The following is a 15,872-nucleotide window of genomic DNA, read 5'->3' on the forward strand; positions in this document are numbered from 1 at the left end:
TTTATTCCTTTGTCAAATTTGAGATGACGAAGTCCGCTTTGGCCTCGTCGCTCTCAAATTTTGAATTTAAACTTTCATCAAAGATAAATACTTTTAAAATTCCGAACATTATAAGCAGCTTGATAGCTATCACGAACCACAGGCTCTTTCCGAGCTTCATGTTCCTAAAGCCGTCTATATACAAAGACGAGATATTTCTAATATATTTTTTAATCATAACTTAACATACTACAGAAATTTAACTTAAAATATCATTTTAAAGTTTTGATTTTATAAAATTATTTATGCCCACAAGCGTTTATAAATTTTAAATAAGGTATAATCTCGCTAAAAATTTAAAAGGCGCGATATGCAAAAAAATCCAAACGAAACAAAGTATATTTTTATAACCGGCGGCGTGCTAAGCTCGCTAGGTAAGGGCATCGCGGCGGCTTCTATCGCCACGCTTCTTAAAAGCACGGGCTTAAAGGTGAGCATGCTAAAGGCTGACCCGTACATCAACGTAGATCCCGGCACCATGAGTCCGCTCGAGCACGGCGAGGTTTTCGTTACCGACGACGGCGCGGAGACGGATCTGGATCTGGGGCACTACGAGAGATTTTTAGACGAGAGCCTAAGCCAAGATAACAACTTCACGACCGGCCGCGTCTATAGCTCCGTTATCGAAAAAGAGCGCAGAGGCGACTATCTGGGCAAAACGATCCAAGTCATCCCGCACATCGTGGGCGAGATCGTTGATCGTATCAAAAAGGCGGGAGAAGGTCGCGACATACTGATCGTTGAGATCGGCGGCACGGTAGGCGATATCGAGGGCTTGCCGTTTTTGGAGGCTATCCGCGCCCTTCGCGTCGAGGTTGGCCGCAAACGCGCGATGAATATCCACCTAACGCTCGTGCCGTTTATAAAAGTCGCTGGCGAGCTAAAGACCAAGCCTACTCAGCACAGTGTCGGCGAGCTACGCCGTATCGGTATCAGCCCCGATATGATCATCTGCCGCGCCGAGCAGCCGCTAAACCGCGAGCTAAAGGATAAAATAGCCGCCAGCTGCGGCGTAGAGCGCAACTGCGTCATCGAGAGTATCGACTCGGCTAGCATCTATCAGGTGCCGCTCGCGTTTTATAATCAAGACGTCTTAACCCCGATCGCCGAAATTTTAAATTTGGGCGAACTAAAGCTTGATATGCGCAACTGGGACAGCCTAGTTAAGCGCATCATCGCTCCAACGAAAGAAACCACGATAGCATTTGTGGGCAAATACGTCGATCTAAAAGAGAGCTACAAGAGCCTAACTGAAAGCATTATCCACGCGGGTGCGAGCCTTGACGCGAGGGTAAATTTAAAGTGGATAGATAGCGAGAAAATCGAGCCTTCAAACGTCGAGGAGCTACTAAAAGACGTAGGCGGCGTGCTAGTTGCGGGAGGATTTGGTGAGCGCGGCGTGAGCGGCAAGATCGAAGCGATCAAATACGCCCGCGAAAACGGCGTGCCGTATCTTGGTATCTGCCTAGGCATGCAGCTATCGCTCATCGAGTTTGCCCGCAACGTACTAAAGCTCGAGGACGCAAATTCGGTCGAATTTAAGCCCGAGTGCGTAAATCCTATCATCTATCTCATCGATAGTTTCATCGACGCGCACGGCCAAACGCAGATCCGCACTCACCAAAGTCCGGTCGGCGGCACTATGAGGCTTGGCGCGTATACTTGCGATGTGAAGCCTGGCTCGTTGCTGAGTCAAATTTACGGCGGCGCCAAATGCGTCAAAGAACGCCACCGCCACCGCTACGAGGCAAATCCGAAATATAGAGCCGAATTTGAAGCAAACGGCCTGATAGTTAGCGGCGAGAGCGACGGGCTGATCGAGGCCGTCGAGCTTAGCTCGCCTGCGACGGGCGCTAAAAACTCGCATCCGTGGTTTGTCGGCGTGCAGTTTCATCCGGAATTTACCAGCCGTCTGACGAATCCAAATCCCGTAGTTTTGGGCTTTATCAAGGCTAGCCTAGAAAAATCGAAATAATCAAATTTAGAGCCGCTCGGCTCTAAATTTCTTTCATAATTTTTACTTCCGTTAAATTTAAAATTTACGCTCGCATTCACCTTTTTAAAAACGTTAAATTTGTAAAGAGTATCAAATTTGCAAAGCTTTTAAACCCGCACCTAAGCCGTAAAATAGCCGCTTTATTTACAATTATCAGAAATTAAATTTCAAAAAGATATAATTTGCGCATTAGAAAATAAAAAAGAAGGAAAAAGATGAAATTTGAACCAAAATTTAGCCTTTTTTGCGGCGCGACAGGGGTAAATTTGACCCCCGAGGCGATCGAAAATTTAGGCAAAAACGGTGGCAAGGCGGCGAAATTTGACGGCGAGGCTTACGCAAAAGCCCGTCAAAACGATGTTAAATAAGGAAAAGATAAAGGAATTACTGAACCAAAGATTTGAAAAGGACATTCACAAAAAACTTTCAGAAATTCCTACGCCTGATGCGTTAAAGGATGTATTTAAAGGTGCCGAGCGCATAAAACGCGCGATCGAGCAAAACGAAAAGATCGTCATCGTCGGCGACTACGACGTGGACGGCGTGATCGCCAGCGTCATAATGGCCGAGTTTTTCGATGATTTGGGCGTTAGCGAGTATTTCGTGCGTATTCCAAATCGCTTTAGCGACGGATATGGGTTAAATCCGCAGATCGTCGAAGAGATCGCGGATGCAGGGCTCATCGTGACCGTAGACAACGGCATCTCGGCAAACGACGCGGCTCAAATTTGCAAGCAAAAAGGCATAGATCTCATCATCACCGACCATCATATGCCGCCCGACGTCTTGCCTGAGGCCTATGCGATCATCAACCCAAAGCAAAAGGATTGCCCTTTTCCAAACGTCGAAATTTGTGGCGCTCAGGTCGCGTGGTATCTAGTGGGCGCACTAAAAGACGTGTGCCGCATCAACTACGATATGGGTAAATTTCTCGACCTCCTCGCTATCGCGATAATAGCCGATATGATGGAGCTTCGCGATCTAAACCGCATCCTGGTTAAGCTTGGCGTAAACCGCCTAAACAGCTCGCGCAGGCCCGCATTTACGGCGATAAAACAGCTTTATGGCAAGGATAAATTTGAGTGCGACGATATTAGCTTTCTCATCGCGCCGCTCATCAACTCCTCGGGCCGTATGGACGATGCGAGCGTATCTTTTGAGTTCTTACGCGCCAAAAGCTTAGACCGCGCCTGCGAGTGCCTCGACACCATCGTGAGCTTTAACAACTCGCGCAAGGAGGAGGAGCGCACGCTTTTTGAGTGCTCGCTAAAGGACGTGCGCGAGGACGAGCACATCATCGTAACGTGGGGCAGGGGCTGGCACGAGGGCGTCATCGGTATCGTCGCTTCGCGCCTGGCTAAGCAGTTTAAAAAGCCCGCCATCGTCTTTAGCATCGACGAAAACCGCGCCAAAGGCAGCGCTAGAAGCGTGGGTAAGCTAGACATCCTCTCGCTCATCGCTAGCCACGAAGAGCTGCTTGCGGGCTACGGCGGACACAAAGGGGCGGCCGGCATCGTGATAGATCCGGCAAATTTAGAAGCGTTTAAAACCGCGATAAATAGCTCGTGTATGCTGATGGATTTGCACGAATTTAGCGCGTTTGACGAGCCGTTAGGCGAGATAGAAGCCGGCGAAGTGGACTTTGAGTTGCTTGAAATTTTGGAGCATTTTGAGCCCTACGGACAGAAAAATCCGCGCCCGCTCTTTGAAATCAAATCCGCCGTCGTCAAAAACAAAAAACTAATCGGCAGAGAACAAAATCACCTAAAACTAATCCTACAAAAAGACGGCAAGTGCCTCGAGGCGCTGTTTTTTAACTTCACTCGCGAGCCGCATGCAGGCGAGAGCATAGACCTCGTTTTTTCGGTATCGAAAAACTCTTTTCGCGGACTCGTCACGCCGCAACTACTGGTAAAAGAGATTTTGTAAATTTAATCTCGGTTTTGTTGAGCTCAAATTTGATGAAACCGAGATTACCTAAATTTATAATTCTAATCCGTTAAAGTTACTTTTCTACACGCTTAACGCAAACTGCCTAAATAGCACAGTTTGAGCCAAATTTCATACAAAATAATTAACATTACATAAATATTCGTTCTTTATTTAAGTTTATTTTTGCTTCAATTTCAATATTAAATATTAATTTTATAGGAGCGAAAATGAAAATTTCTTACGTTTTGGCACTGGCCATGGCGTCAAATTTGATGCTTAGCGCCGAGGAAGCGGTAAGCCTGAGTCCCGTTACCGTCTCGTCAAAAATGCAAAAATCAGCCCTCGACGAGCCGACCAACGCGCAAATAGTCGGCAAGGGCGCGATACTAGAAAACAGCGATATCGCCAAATCTCTTTCAAATTTGAACGGCTTTACGATGGAGCGCAAGGGCGGAGGCGGCAGCGAGGTTTATTATCGTTCACAGACGGCGGCTAGGCTGCCGGTGCTGATCGACGGCAGCACGCTAAACGGCGGCTGCGGCATGCGTATGGATACGCCCATCACCTACATCTCGGCGCAAAACTACAGCTCGGTTCGCATCGTAAAAGGCCCGCAAGACGTCAGATACGGCGCACTCATTAGCGGCGGTATATTTTTCGATAGAGAGATAGCAAGGCTGTCAAAACCGAGCTTCGGAGGAAACGTAAGCGTGCTGGGCGGTAGTTTTAAGCGGTTTGAAACTACCGCGGACGTAGCAGCCGGTAACGAGCTAGGCAGCATAGAGGTTTCCGGCGGACACTACGAGAGCGGCGATTATAAAAGCGGCGGCGGGCAGAAAATGCATACGCACTATAAACGCAACAGCGTCTCGCTCGTGGGTACGCTAACGCCCACGGAAACTACCGCCTTGCAGTTAAGCGCGGATCTGGGGGAGGGCGAAGCGGCGTATGCCGATAGGATGAGGGACGGCATACAGTTTGACCGTAAATCTTTCGGGCTCAAATTTGAACAAGACGTCGGCGAGCACAAGATCAGGCTAAGCTCGTATTATCATCAAATCGATCACATAATGGACAACTTCACCATGCGTCCGGTGGTGCCGGGTACGGGGCCCGGCAAGGGATATAGCATCAGTCACCCGATACGCGATATGTACGGCTTTAAGCTAGAAGGCGAGTTAAATTTCGATAATCTAACCAGCTATCTTGGTGCTGGGTACTCTGAGGATGTATTTAAGTGGAGAGGCGCTGGAACGGGCGGAGCCGGCGTATCTAAAGCCCAAATGGACGCCGCCCTATCAAAGCCGCACGTAAAAGAGCGCAAGGTAACGTATAAAACGATATACACCCAAAACGAATACGTCCTTGAAAACGACTACGGTCTTTTTGGCGGACTTAGGCTGGACGCGGGCGAGAGAAAACTGTTAAAAACGCATAAGAGCAGAAAAGAAAATTTATTCTCAGGCTTTTTTAGATACGAAAAATATCTGCAAAATTTAACGCTTTATGCTGGGCTAGGGCACGCCCAAAGGATGCCCGATCACTGGGAAACGAACAAGGATGCGAACTTAGCGCTACATAAAGAAAGAAACACGCAGCTGGATTTTGGTGCAGTGCTAAAAGATAAAAACTACGAACTAAACGCAAATTTCTTCGTCTCAAAGATGGATGATTATATTATGCTAAAGTATAATACGATGGGTATGTCCTCAGACGCCTTTAATACCGACGCCCTGCTATACGGCGGCGAGATCGAGGGCACTACGCTGCTAGACGATATGTTTAGGCTGGGGGCGGGAGTATCCTACGTCTACGGCAAGGTGACTAAAAACGCGGGTGGCCTAAAAGACGGCGACGCGCTACCTAAGGTTTCTCCTCTAACGTTTAAACTAAGCGCCGGCCTAGAAAAGCCCGACTGGTTCGTCAAAGCCGACTTCTACGCTAACGCGTCGCAAAACCGCGCGCAAAAGGGCTACGGCGACGTGGGCGGCATGGACCTGGGTAAGAGCGATAGCTTCTGGACGCTAGGACTAAGCACGGGCTATAAATATAAAAATTATCAATTCTTACTAGCGGCCGAAAACCTAAACGACGCCAAATACGCCTATCATAACTCAAAAGGCGGCTACGGCGGCGGTATCGCAGGCTACGAAACTATCCCGAACGGCACTAGGCTTTATGAGCCGGGCAGAAGTTTTTGGGCGAAATTTAAGGTGCATTTTTAGGGCGTAGCTCGGTTAAATTCGGCGCGGTTTTGGCTTTGTGCTTTGTTTTAAGCCGCTCCGAATTTATGCTGACGTCAAATTTGACGCACCAGGTTTTATGGCTCTTGCCGGTTTTTGGATTTATAAATTTGCGTGCGTTTTTTGCCGCTTGGCAATCAAATTTGAAGTTAAATTTTGAGAATGTAAATTTGAAAACGAGAAAATAGTATAAGTATTTAAAAGGCGGGAAATTTGAATAGAAATTTCGGGGAAATCCCCCGAAATTTAAGCTCTTTTATTCTCCAAGCGATTTAAAACGGGTTTTAAAAACTCGTCAAATTCATCTTGCGCTAGCACTCTTTTGCCTAGTTTTTCCTTGCACTCTTTACCGAGCTCGCAAAGCACCTCGCGGTTTGCGATGCTTTGAGCCTTGCCGTGTCTTGCTAGCACCGTGTTTAGCTCGTGTTCCTCTGAGAAATTAACCAACTCGCGATCTGTTGCCATTTTAGCTCCTTTGTTAAGAATTTGTGCGATGATTATACAGTTTTAGGTTTAACGTATGGCAAAATTTCGCGGCGAGCGGGTTTGCATAGTCAAATTTAAAGCGGAGTTCATAAAATAACGGCGTCAAATTTGACGACCTTCGCTACTCTATCCCGCCCAAAAGCGGTACGAATAAGCACTCGTCAAGCGCTTTTTGCGTTATCTCGCCGCGAGCGTCTTTTGTAAATTTGACGATAAACTGTTTGCCGTCTTTTTTGATAGGAGCTACTAAAATGCCGCCGTTTTTTAGCTGGTTAAAAAGCGTCTGCGGCACCTGCTGCGCCGCGGCCGAGAGCAAAATCCTGTCGTAGGGCGCGTAGCTTTTCCAGCCGACGTTTCCGTCGTCAAAGCGCACGTGGACGTTGTGGATTTTAAGTACCTCAAAGCGTTTTTTGGCTTCGCTTGCGAGCTTTTCGATGCGCTCGACGCTAAAAACTCTGTGCGCTAAATGCGATAAAATCGCCGCCTGATAACCGCTGCCGCAGCCGATCTCTAGGGCGTTGTCGATATCTTCGGCCTCAAGCGCCAGCGTCATTTTGGCTACCGTTAGAGGCGAGCTGATCCATTGATTTCCGCCGATAGGCTGAGCGTCTAGGCTGTACGCGTGGCGCGTGACGGGCGCAAAGATCTCGCGCGGAGTGTCGCAAAGCGCCTTGTAAAGCGAGGGCGTCAGAGTGAGTATATCGCCGATCTCGTCGGCCATGTTTGTGCATTTTGATTTTTCAAGAGCGGTCATAAAAGTCCCAAATTTCGTTTGGTTTCAAGGATCAAATTTGAGTCGAATTGGGCCTCTTTTGCAAATTCGCCGCTCGGTAAAAATATGCCTGAAAACTCCAAATCAAGCGAGCTTGCGGCCGCGACGTAGCAGCTATTGGCAATCGCTAGAGCCTTGCAAAGCGTAAGATATGCATCCTCGCGCGCCTTGCCCCACATCGCGGGTACCAGGATGATATCGCAGCCTTTTAGCTGTGCCCAAAGCTCTGAAAATCTAAGCTCAAAACAAATTAAAACGCCGATTTTTAGCCCTTTAAAATCAAACGGCTTTATCGTCCCGTCGTCTCCTGCGGCAAAAATTTCGTGCTCTAAATTTGGGCGAAAAAGCTTTGATTTATTTTGCGCATAAAAGACGTTTTGGCTGTTTAACAGGATAAATTCGTTGTAAATTTCGTTTTTTTGCGCCTGCGTGATTGAAATTTGCGCGAGTCCTTTGGCGCGGTTTAGGCTCGTTAGGTGCGTTAGTCCGAGGAATTTATCGGGACTTAGCGCTTCTTGTAGCGCTTCAAAAAGTATAGCGTCAAAGCTACCGATCGAGCCGCCCAGCATTGCTCGGTTTGCTCCGCTAAAAAATCCGTCGAAGTCATATCCGCTCACGCACAGCTCGCTAGCTAGGATGACCGAATTTTCGGGCGCGGCGGCGATTTTTTCTAGCAGCTCGTCCTGTCTTTGCCGGCAAGTCGGCGCAGTTAGGATGATAGGGCATAAATTTGGACTAAAAGTCGTCAAAACTGATGCTTCCTTTGCTGTAGTTTGTTACTTTCGCCTCGAAAAAGTTACTCTTTTGGTCGTTAAATTTAGCAAAATCATCGACCCATTTGATCGGGTGAGCGACGTTGTAGCGGCGCTTTAGCCCGATGGCGACTAGGCGCTGGTCGATGAGGTAGCGGATGTATTGCTCGATGATGTCGTCGGTAAAGCCCATGATCTGGTTTTGCGTAATGTATTTGCCCCATTTGATCTCAAGCTCGCCCGCGCGCTCGAACATATCGTAAATTTTAGCTTCCGTCTCAGGCGTAAAAAGATCGGGACGCTCGGCGCGGACGCTGTTTATCATGTTTTGAAATAGCAGTAGATGCGTGATCTCGTCGCGCTGGATAAAGCGGATCATCTGCGCGCTGCCTAGCATCTTGCCGGCACGCGCCAGCGCATAGATCGCCGTAAAACCGCTATAAAAATAAATACCTTCTAAAATTTGATTCGCCACCATGGCAAGTAGCAGCTTTTCGTCCGTGACTTCGCCCGCAAGCTCCTCGTAAACGCTTGAGATGTAGTCGTTTTTCTCGCGCAAAACCTCGTCGTGCTTCTCCATCTCGTAGATCAGGTCGGTGTTGTCGCAGATGGCCTCGACCATGACGGCGTAGGACTTGGAGTGGTTGGCCTCCTCGTATGCTTGGCGCGCTAGGCAGGCGTTGATCTCGGGCGCGGTGATGTACGGGTTGATGTTGTCGGCCAGGTTGTTTGTCTGGAAGCTATCCATCGAGATGAGCTGACTCCAAACTAGATCGTACATGCGCTTTTCGGCCTGCGTGAGGTTGTAGGCGTAGTCGCGTACGTCGCCCGACGTGTCGACCTCTTTTGGAAACCACGTGTTGGCCTCCATCAGGTCCCAGAGCTTGAGCGCCCACTGGTATTTTGCCTTGGTGAAATTTAAAATGCCGTGCGGATTGCCGTTAAATACGCGGCGGTCAGTCAAATTTTCGTTTGAGCTTGGATTGTAGATTCTTTTTCGGTTCATGTCTTTTCTTTGTTTTGTAAAATTTGGGGCTGATTTTAGCTAAAAATTTATTTAGATATCTTGAAGCAAGCTATTTGATCGCGTTAAATTTGGCTTTTACGGTTAAGACTAAATTTAACCCGCGTCAAATTCGCGGGTTAAATTTAGCGCTTTAGCTCGATTGCGCGCTGGAGCATTTCGTTGCTAGTCGTTATGCTCTTGGCATTAGCGTCGTAGGCTTTTTGCGTGACGATGATCTCCGTTAGGGCCTGCGCTAGATCGACGTTTGACTGCTCGAGCGCACGACTGGCGATTTGGGCGCCGTAGATGCTTTTGCCGCCCGCGTCTTTGTAGAAAAAGGCCGCGCCGGAGTTTGCGCTTTGCGAATAGATATTATCGCCCATTTTTGCAAGGCCTTGCTCGTTTTGGAAGTGATAGAGCGCGACTTTGCCGACGGAGCGGACTTGACCGTTTGTAAACTGCGCCAATATATTGCCAGAATTATTAGTGTGATAATCCTTTAAAATACCCTCTGGCACGCCGTCTTGAGCGATCGAGATGCTTTTTGCTTGCGCGGTGCTGGTGACGCCCGAGTAAATTTGACCCGCAGCCGCTGGAGTACCGAAGTCTAGCTTGATTTGTGAGCCGTTACTGTCTACCGAAGCTAGAGTCGTGCTAACCAGTCTGCCCTCGTGGTCGAAATTTAACTCGCCGTTAGAGTTTGAGACTACTGCGCCGCTCGCGTCTTTTACTGTTACCACCGCATCCCAAACCGTACCGTTGGCACCCTGAGGGACGCGTTTTGTTAGCGTTAGTTCTAGAGTATTTTTCGTGCCGTCGGCGCTTAAAAGTTCGGTTTTGTATTTTTCTTGATTCGCCGCTTCTTTGGTCGTGTTTATCTTAGCCGTCAAATTCGGCGCCGCGGCTAGGTCGAAATCATTTTCGAATTTTTGACTTATGCTCCAGTTGCCGTTTTCGTCGATCGGAGCGCTAAATTCAGCCGTTTTGCCGTTTGCGTCGGTTGCCGTTACGGTGATTAGATCGCCTTTTCTTGGGCGAGTTATCGTAGTATCAGCCGTGACTTGTCCTCGTAAATTTATGGTTCTAGAGGCGTTATCTATGTTGCTATTGTAGGTTGCCGCATCGACTGGCAATGTGATAGGCTCAGTTTTAAAAGATGAGTCGAGATTGCCTTTAAAAGTTAGCTTTGAGGTCGGTTTGGTCGGTAGATACAAAAACTCCGGTAGGCGAATCTTGCCCTGAGAGCCGATGTCGCCAAGGTCAAGATCTGTCGTATCAATGCTTGGCGTGTAGGCCTGCGTGACTGCAGCCGTGCTGTTTACTCTACCAAAAGCCTCTATCGCGCCCGGACTAGGAGCGACCTGGGTTAGCGCGTTTTGCGTACCTAGGACGTAGTTGCCCTGATTTGTTACGAGATATCTGTCTTTATCTACGCCAAAGCTACCGGCGCGCGTATAGTAGGTGCCCGAGCCGTTTGTCACGCCAAAAAATCCTTTGCCGCCGATCGCCATATCTAGGTCGTTATCGGTTTTCATAAACGGGCCTTGCTTATAAAAGCTAAGCGCCGTCGTCATGCCCGTAGCGCCAAGGCCGACTTGGTCCTGCGTCGGGTTATTGCCCGCGGCGATGGAGGTTTGATAAAAGATGCTTTTAAATTCGGGTATCGAAGCGGTGAAGCCTACGTTGTTTATGTTAGAGACGTTATTTGCCCAAACGTCCATACCAAACCCCTGCGTTCTGACGCCGCTAACGCCGTTATATAGGCTTCTTACCATTGACTTATCCTTTTTTCGGCTCGGTAAATTCTTTTACTTTGTCGATGCTGACGTATTGTCCGCCGACCTTTACTTGCGCGACGCCGTCGATAAATTTGACGCCCTCTACTAGGTAGTTGCCTACGCCGCCGCTTCTAGCTTTACCTGCGAGATCTACGTAGTTTATCTCTACTGAGTAGGTGCCTGCTTTTGCGTCGTTGCCTGCGCTATCCTTGCCGTCCCACTCGAATGTATTTGCGCCAGCTTTTGCTTCGCCAAACTCCAGCGTTCTTACGAGTTTGCCGTTGTTGTCTCTTATGTTTATCGTACCGCCTTTTGCCGCGCTTTCTAAAAATCCCGCAAATTTGACGCCCGAGCCTTCTTCTTTTACGATACCGCTATCGCCGATTTTAGCCATCTTGCCGAGCACTCCGACGGCGTACATATTGGTGCTATTTTTTAGCTGGTCGGCTAGCTTTTGCATCATTTTGTTTGTATTTTCCTGCATCTCGAGCGAGGCTAGCTGGCTGGTTTGAGTTAGCATTTTTTCCGTATCCATCGGACTTGTCGGGTCTTGATACTGAAGTTCGGTCAAAAGAAGTTTCATAAAAGCGTCCTTGTCTAGCTGGGCGTTTGGATTGGTGCCTGCGGCCTTTTGTAGGGCGTCCGCCGATTTTTTGGCGGCTTGGTTGTTTACCGTGAAGTTATTGGTTTCTAGTCCGTTTGCCATCTTTTATCCTTTAAATTTTTATATCTCAAGCAAATTTGATTCCAAATTTACACGTATCGGGGAATGACGAGCTCTAAACGAGGTGCAGTCCGTTCGCCTTGCTCGGTATCGTCGGAGCTAAATTTGGAGCCTTTGTAGCCTTTTTGCCCTTGCTCTTTTTTAGGCTGATTTTGATCGCTAAAGTTCATCTCAAGCTCGGTAAAGCCCATATTTACGAGGCTGTTTTTAAACTCGGCCTGATTTTGTAAAAAGAGGTTCATCGTCTGCGTGTTTGAGTTGAAATTTATGTGCAGATTGTTGCCGCGATTTACCATCGTGATCTCGACTTCGCCTAAATTTAGCGGATTTAGCGTGATGTTAAAGCGCATGAAAGGCGATTTGTAGGCCGCGACTTGTTCTTTCAAATTTGAGCTAAAGTTGTCAAACGTCTCGCGCACGGCTTGGAAATTTCTAGTTTGAGCCTTTGCGTTTGAGATCACGTCTTTTACCATCGCGTTTAGTTCGCTATCGCTATTTTGATTGCTATTTTGTTCGGTCTGCTCGCCTTGATCTTGCTCTCTTTCCGGATACAAAAGAGACTGCAAATTTACCCGTTTTTCTTCTTTTTTATCGGCTTTTAAAATTTCATCCGCCGCACTATTGTTCTCCGGCTTTTCTTTTACGTTCTTGGCGTTTAGCGCGCTTATATTTTCTTCGCTTACCTCTTCTACTTTGTTTACGGTCGTTGTTTCATTGCTCTGGGTTTTTGGTTTAGAAACTTCTTGCAGTAGCTTATTTAGCGTATCTTTTGGCTCTGGCTCGTTTGCGTTTATGGCCTCTTCGACCTTGTTTTTTAGCTCGCTAAATGCAAAATTTTTCTTAGGAGTTACGGGTTCAAAGAAATCTTTTTTCGCCAAACTCGGAAATTTCTCGCCTAGCTCGTCGGCCTGAACCTGCGTCACTTCGATATTTTCCAGACCCAAATTTAGCTTATTTGCAATCTCTATTAGCTCGTTTAGATTTTTAGCTCCCCTTAGCTCGTTTAGAGTCGTTTCGTTTGATAGCGCTTTGGCTAGGCGATTTTCGAAATTTGGAAATTTGCTGATTTTCTCGCCGCCGCTAAGCATCTCTAAAATTTGCAAAAGCTGCATAAAGGTCGCATTTTCAAACAAATTTTCCGCCGCTTCCTCGCCTAAAATTTCTTTTACGTCCGTGCTTTGGATGGGCGCTTTAGTTTGCTGATTTTGAGCCGTTTGGGTGGATAAATTTACCGCTTTTGCCATCTCTTTTAGATCTTCTTCGCTTAAATTTTCGCCCTTTTTAGCGGCCGCATCTAGCACCATAGAGAGAAACTCGCCGTCCTCTTTGCCGCCTTTTTGCGCATTTTTGCTCTGTTTTTTCACGCCGCCTTTGATGCTCGCGTCAAATGATAAAATATCGTTTTGAGTAGTCTGCATAAAAACCCTTTAAATTTAACTTTCATGAGCCATGCAAGAAACGTTCCAAAATAGCTTTATTATTTTTATAAGGAAAATTTGGCTAAAATCAGCCCTATTTTAATAACGGAGAAAAATTTTGGAAAAGATACGAAACATCGCCGTCATCGCTCACGTCGATCACGGCAAAACTACGATGGTTGACGAGCTTTTGAAACAATCGGGTACTTTTAACGAGCACCAAGCCGTCGGCGAACGCGTGATGGATAGCAACGACATCGAGCGCGAGCGCGGCATCACGATCCTCTCGAAAAACACCGCGATCCGCTACAAAGACACCAAAATCAACATCATCGACACCCCGGGCCACGCCGATTTTGGCGGCGAGGTAGAGCGCGTGCTAAAGATGGTCGACGGCGTTTTGCTGCTCGTAGACGCGCAAGAAGGCGTAATGCCGCAGACTAAATTCGTCGTAAAAAAGGCTCTCTCGCTCGGCCTTCGCCCGATCGTCGTCGTAAATAAAATCGACAAACCCGCAGCCGATCCAGACCGCGTGATAAACGAGATTTTCGATCTTTTCGTGGCGCTTGAGGCAAACGACGAGCAGCTAGAGTTTCCTGTCGTTTACGCGGCGGCTAGAAACGGCTATGCGAAGCTAAATTTGGCCGACGAAAACGTAAATATGCAGCCGCTTTTCGAGACGATTTTGTCTCACGTTCCGGCTCCTAGCGGCGATATAAACAACCCTTTGCAGCTTCAAGTTTTCACGCTTGATTACGACAACTACGTCGGTAAAATCGGCATCGCGCGTATCTTTAACGGTAAAATTTCTAAAAACCAAAACGTTATGCTCGCTAAAGCCGACGGCACGAAAACGACGGGTAGGATTTCAAAACTCATCGGCTTTTTGGGTCTTGAGCGCCGCGATATAGACGAGGCGCAAGTGGGCGATATCGTGGCGATAGCAGGCTTTGAGGCGCTGGACGTGGGCGATAGCGTCGTGGATCCAAACTCTCCGATGCCGCTTGATCCGCTAAAAATCGAGGAGCCTACGCTTAGCGTCGTGTTTAGCGTAAATGATAGCCCGCTAGCCGGTACCGAGGGCAAGCACGTAACCTCAAACAAACTCGACGAACGCCTAGCTAGCGAGATGAAAACCAATATCGCGATGCGCTACGAAAACATCGGCGAGGGTAAATTTAAGGTTAGCGGGCGCGGCGAGCTGCAAATCACGATTTTGGCCGAAAACATGCGCCGCGAGGGCTTTGAGTTTTGCCTCGGACGTCCGGAAGTCATCATCAAAGAGATCGAGGGCGTGCGCTGCGAGCCGTTTGAGCTGCTAGTGTGCGACGTACCTGACGAGTTTAGCGGCACCGTGATCGAAAAGCTCGGACGCAGAAAGGCCGAGATGGTCTCGATGCACCCGACCGGCGACGGGCAGACGAGGATCGAGTTTGAGATCCCTGCGCGCGGTCTCATCGGCTTTAGAAGCCAGTTTTTGACCGATACGAAAGGCGAGGGTATCATGAACCACAGCTTCCTCGAGTTTCGCCCGCTCATCGGTAGCGTCGAGCACCGAAGCAACGGTGCTCTAGTGTCGATGGAAAACGGCGTGACGCTAGCGTATAGCCTCTGGAACTTGCAAGATCGCGGCATCCTTTTTGTCGATCCGCAAACCAAGACCTACGTAGGCATGATCATCGGCGAGCACAGCCGTCCAAACGATCTGGACGTAAACCCGATCAAAGGCAAAAACCTAACCAACGTACGCGCTAGCGGCTCTGACGACGCTATCAAGCTCGTACCGCCTAGAAAGCTCAGTCTAGAGCGCGCTCTGGAGTGGATCGAGGAGGACGAGCTAGTCGAAGTCACGCCTTCAAACATACGCGTGCGCAAACGCTATCTAGATCCGACTATGCGCCGCAGAATGGCAAAAACAAAAGAATAAATTTTATAAATTTAGCCTGCAAATTTATGCTTTTTGCGGGCTAAAATTCCCCTCTTAATTTTCCTGCAATATTTTACGCCCGCTTTAAATCCGCTCAAATTTGACGTCAAATTTTAGTTTTAAATATAAGAAAAAAGTAAATTATATTACATTTTAATATAAATAAAAATAATAAATATATAAGAAATATAGTGATACAATTTCACATCAAATATTATTTTCAAGGAGCGATGATGAAGAAAATTTTACTTTTGGCGGCGATTTGCGGCGCTGTTTTTGCGGAGCAAACCTACGAACTAAACGTGCCGAATATGAACTGCGGCGGCTGCGCTAAGAAAATCGAAGATGCCGCAAAGGGCGTCAAGGGCGTCACCGGAGTGAGCTTTGATCTAAAAAGCAAAGACGTAAACATCACCGCAGATAGCGGCGTGAACGTCATGGACATCGTGCACGCAATCCAAGCCAAAAAATACAAAGTCGGTATCAAAGAATGAAAAAGCTAGCTCTAGCGCTGGCGCTTTGCGCGGCGGCATTTGCGGACAAGACTTTGGTTTACGAGATCCCCAATATGGCCTGCGTGAGCTGCTACGAGGTCATCACGCAGACGCTAAATACGCTTAACGGCGTGAAGAAATTCGAGGTAAATTTGGAGGCTAAAACGGCCGACATCGTCGTCCAGGACGATTTTGCGGAAAATACGGTCGTAGAGGCGCTCAAAAAACAAGGCTATCAGGCGATTTTAAAATCCGCTAAATAGCATTCATCGGTCGTATCTGAGGCTAAATTTACGATTTTGATC

General features: G+C 47.9%; 15 protein-coding genes. 7 read left to right on the forward strand and 8 right to left on the reverse strand.

Annotated elements, in window-relative coordinates; translation table 11 throughout:
• Nucleotide 1: 1 nt before the first annotated feature.
• The gene (locus E4V70_RS06195) at nucleotides 2-217 is read right to left on the reverse strand and encodes a DUF4492 domain-containing protein (protein ID WP_122862292.1); all 216 of its coding nucleotides are present in this window, start codon (nucleotides 215-217) and stop codon (nucleotides 2-4) included.
• 132 nt (nucleotides 218-349) lie between these two features.
• Here E4V70_RS06195 and E4V70_RS06200 point away from each other — a divergent pair, with 132 nt between their 5' ends.
• The 4 genes from E4V70_RS06200 (at nucleotide 350) to E4V70_RS06210 (ending at nucleotide 6,192) form a co-directional block, all read left to right on the forward strand.
• The gene (locus E4V70_RS06200) at nucleotides 350-2,014 is read left to right on the forward strand and encodes a CTP synthase (protein ID WP_122862293.1); all 1,665 of its coding nucleotides are present in this window, start codon (nucleotides 350-352) and stop codon (nucleotides 2,012-2,014) included.
• A 236-nt stretch (nucleotides 2,015-2,250) separates the two neighbouring features.
• The gene (locus E4V70_RS10750; protein WP_163026443.1) at nucleotides 2,251-2,403 is read left to right on the forward strand and encodes a hypothetical protein; all 153 of its coding nucleotides are present in this window, start codon (nucleotides 2,251-2,253) and stop codon (nucleotides 2,401-2,403) included.
• Nucleotides 2,393-3,964: a single-stranded-DNA-specific exonuclease RecJ gene (recJ, locus tag E4V70_RS06205; RefSeq protein ID WP_122862294.1), complete on the forward strand. Its 1,572-nt coding sequence runs from the start codon at nucleotides 2,393-2,395 to the stop codon at nucleotides 3,962-3,964. The genes E4V70_RS10750 and recJ overlap by 11 nt, the downstream gene beginning before the upstream one ends.
• Nucleotides 3,965-4,194: 230 nt before the next feature.
• Complete coding sequence (locus tag E4V70_RS06210) at nucleotides 4,195-6,192, forward strand: TonB-dependent receptor domain-containing protein (RefSeq protein ID WP_122862295.1); 1,998 nt, start codon at nucleotides 4,195-4,197, stop codon at nucleotides 6,190-6,192.
• Between the two features lie 264 nt (nucleotides 6,193-6,456).
• Here E4V70_RS06210 and E4V70_RS06215 read toward each other — a convergent pair whose 3' ends face one another.
• The 7 genes from E4V70_RS06215 to fliK form a co-directional block, all read right to left on the reverse strand.
• Complete coding sequence (locus E4V70_RS06215; RefSeq protein ID WP_122862296.1) at nucleotides 6,457-6,675, reverse strand: hypothetical protein; 219 nt, start codon at nucleotides 6,673-6,675, stop codon at nucleotides 6,457-6,459.
• A 142-nt stretch (nucleotides 6,676-6,817) separates the two neighbouring features.
• On the reverse strand, nucleotides 6,818-7,450 hold the full coding sequence (locus E4V70_RS06220) for a protein-L-isoaspartate(D-aspartate) O-methyltransferase (protein WP_122862297.1): 633 nt from the start codon (nucleotides 7,448-7,450) through the stop codon (nucleotides 6,818-6,820).
• Entirely contained in the window at nucleotides 7,447-8,217 is a 771-nt protein-coding gene (locus E4V70_RS06225; RefSeq protein ID WP_122862298.1) for a carbon-nitrogen hydrolase family protein, read from the reverse strand. Before E4V70_RS06225 ends, E4V70_RS06220 begins: the two co-directional genes overlap by 4 nt.
• On the reverse strand, nucleotides 8,204-9,226 hold the full coding sequence (locus E4V70_RS06230) for a ribonucleotide-diphosphate reductase subunit beta (RefSeq protein ID WP_122862299.1): 1,023 nt from the start codon (nucleotides 9,224-9,226) through the stop codon (nucleotides 8,204-8,206). The genes E4V70_RS06225 and E4V70_RS06230 overlap by 14 nt, the downstream gene beginning before the upstream one ends.
• Before the next feature lie 143 nt (nucleotides 9,227-9,369).
• Entirely contained in the window at nucleotides 9,370-11,001 is a 1,632-nt protein-coding gene (locus tag E4V70_RS06235) for a flagellar hook protein FlgE (protein ID WP_122862300.1), read from the reverse strand.
• 4 nt (nucleotides 11,002-11,005) lie between these two features.
• Nucleotides 11,006-11,710, reverse strand: coding sequence for a flagellar basal body rod modification protein (locus E4V70_RS06240; RefSeq protein WP_122862301.1), 705 nt, complete (start codon nucleotides 11,708-11,710; stop codon nucleotides 11,006-11,008).
• A 47-nt stretch (nucleotides 11,711-11,757) separates the two neighbouring features.
• Nucleotides 11,758-13,146: a flagellar hook-length control protein FliK gene (gene fliK / locus E4V70_RS06245; protein WP_122862302.1), complete on the reverse strand. Its 1,389-nt coding sequence runs from the start codon at nucleotides 13,144-13,146 to the stop codon at nucleotides 11,758-11,760.
• A 118-nt stretch (nucleotides 13,147-13,264) separates the two neighbouring features.
• On the opposite strand from fliK, the gene typA reads away from it, so the two are divergent.
• From typA to E4V70_RS06260, 3 genes are all read left to right on the forward strand, one after another.
• Nucleotides 13,265-15,073 (forward strand): translational GTPase TypA, encoded by a 1,809-nt coding sequence (typA, locus tag E4V70_RS06250; protein ID WP_122862303.1) that lies wholly within the window; start codon nucleotides 13,265-13,267, stop codon nucleotides 15,071-15,073.
• Between the two features lie 233 nt (nucleotides 15,074-15,306).
• Nucleotides 15,307-15,567, forward strand: a complete 261-nt coding sequence (locus tag E4V70_RS06255; RefSeq protein WP_122862304.1) for a heavy-metal-associated domain-containing protein — start codon at nucleotides 15,307-15,309, stop codon at nucleotides 15,565-15,567.
• A complete protein-coding gene (locus E4V70_RS06260; RefSeq protein WP_009494797.1) occupies nucleotides 15,564-15,830 on the forward strand; it encodes a heavy-metal-associated domain-containing protein in 267 nt (88 codons plus the stop codon). The genes E4V70_RS06255 and E4V70_RS06260 overlap by 4 nt, the downstream gene beginning before the upstream one ends.
• Nucleotides 15,831-15,872: the final 42 nt, after the last annotated feature.

The sequence above is a fragment of the Campylobacter showae genome, assembly GCF_900699785.1.
In the GTDB taxonomy this organism is placed as follows: domain Bacteria; phylum Campylobacterota; class Campylobacteria; order Campylobacterales; family Campylobacteraceae; genus Campylobacter_A; species Campylobacter_A showae_D.

Coding starts and splice junctions, on each gene's coding strand:
- E4V70_RS06195 (WP_122862292.1), bottom strand. CDS start 217: ATGATTAAAAAATATATTAGAAATATCTCGTCTTTGTATATAGACGGC.
- E4V70_RS06200 (WP_122862293.1), top strand. CDS start 350: ATGCAAAAAAATCCAAACGAAACAAAGTATATTTTTATAACCGGCGGC.
- E4V70_RS10750 (WP_163026443.1), top strand. CDS start 2,251: ATGAAATTTGAACCAAAATTTAGCCTTTTTTGCGGCGCGACAGGGGTA.
- recJ (WP_122862294.1), top strand. CDS start 2,393: ATGTTAAATAAGGAAAAGATAAAGGAATTACTGAACCAAAGATTTGAA.
- E4V70_RS06210 (WP_122862295.1), top strand. CDS start 4,195: ATGAAAATTTCTTACGTTTTGGCACTGGCCATGGCGTCAAATTTGATG.
- E4V70_RS06215 (WP_122862296.1), bottom strand. CDS start 6,675: ATGGCAACAGATCGCGAGTTGGTTAATTTCTCAGAGGAACACGAGCTA.
- E4V70_RS06220 (WP_122862297.1), bottom strand. CDS start 7,450: ATGACCGCTCTTGAAAAATCAAAATGCACAAACATGGCCGACGAGATC.
- E4V70_RS06230 (WP_122862299.1), bottom strand. CDS start 9,226: ATGAACCGAAAAAGAATCTACAATCCAAGCTCAAACGAAAATTTGACT.
- E4V70_RS06235 (WP_122862300.1), bottom strand. CDS start 11,001: ATGGTAAGAAGCCTATATAACGGCGTTAGCGGCGTCAGAACGCAGGGG.
- E4V70_RS06240 (WP_122862301.1), bottom strand. CDS start 11,710: ATGGCAAACGGACTAGAAACCAATAACTTCACGGTAAACAACCAAGCC.
- fliK (WP_122862302.1), bottom strand. CDS start 13,146: ATGCAGACTACTCAAAACGATATTTTATCATTTGACGCGAGCATCAAA.
- E4V70_RS06255 (WP_122862304.1), top strand. CDS start 15,307: ATGAAGAAAATTTTACTTTTGGCGGCGATTTGCGGCGCTGTTTTTGCG.
- E4V70_RS06260 (WP_009494797.1), top strand. CDS start 15,564: ATGAAAAAGCTAGCTCTAGCGCTGGCGCTTTGCGCGGCGGCATTTGCG.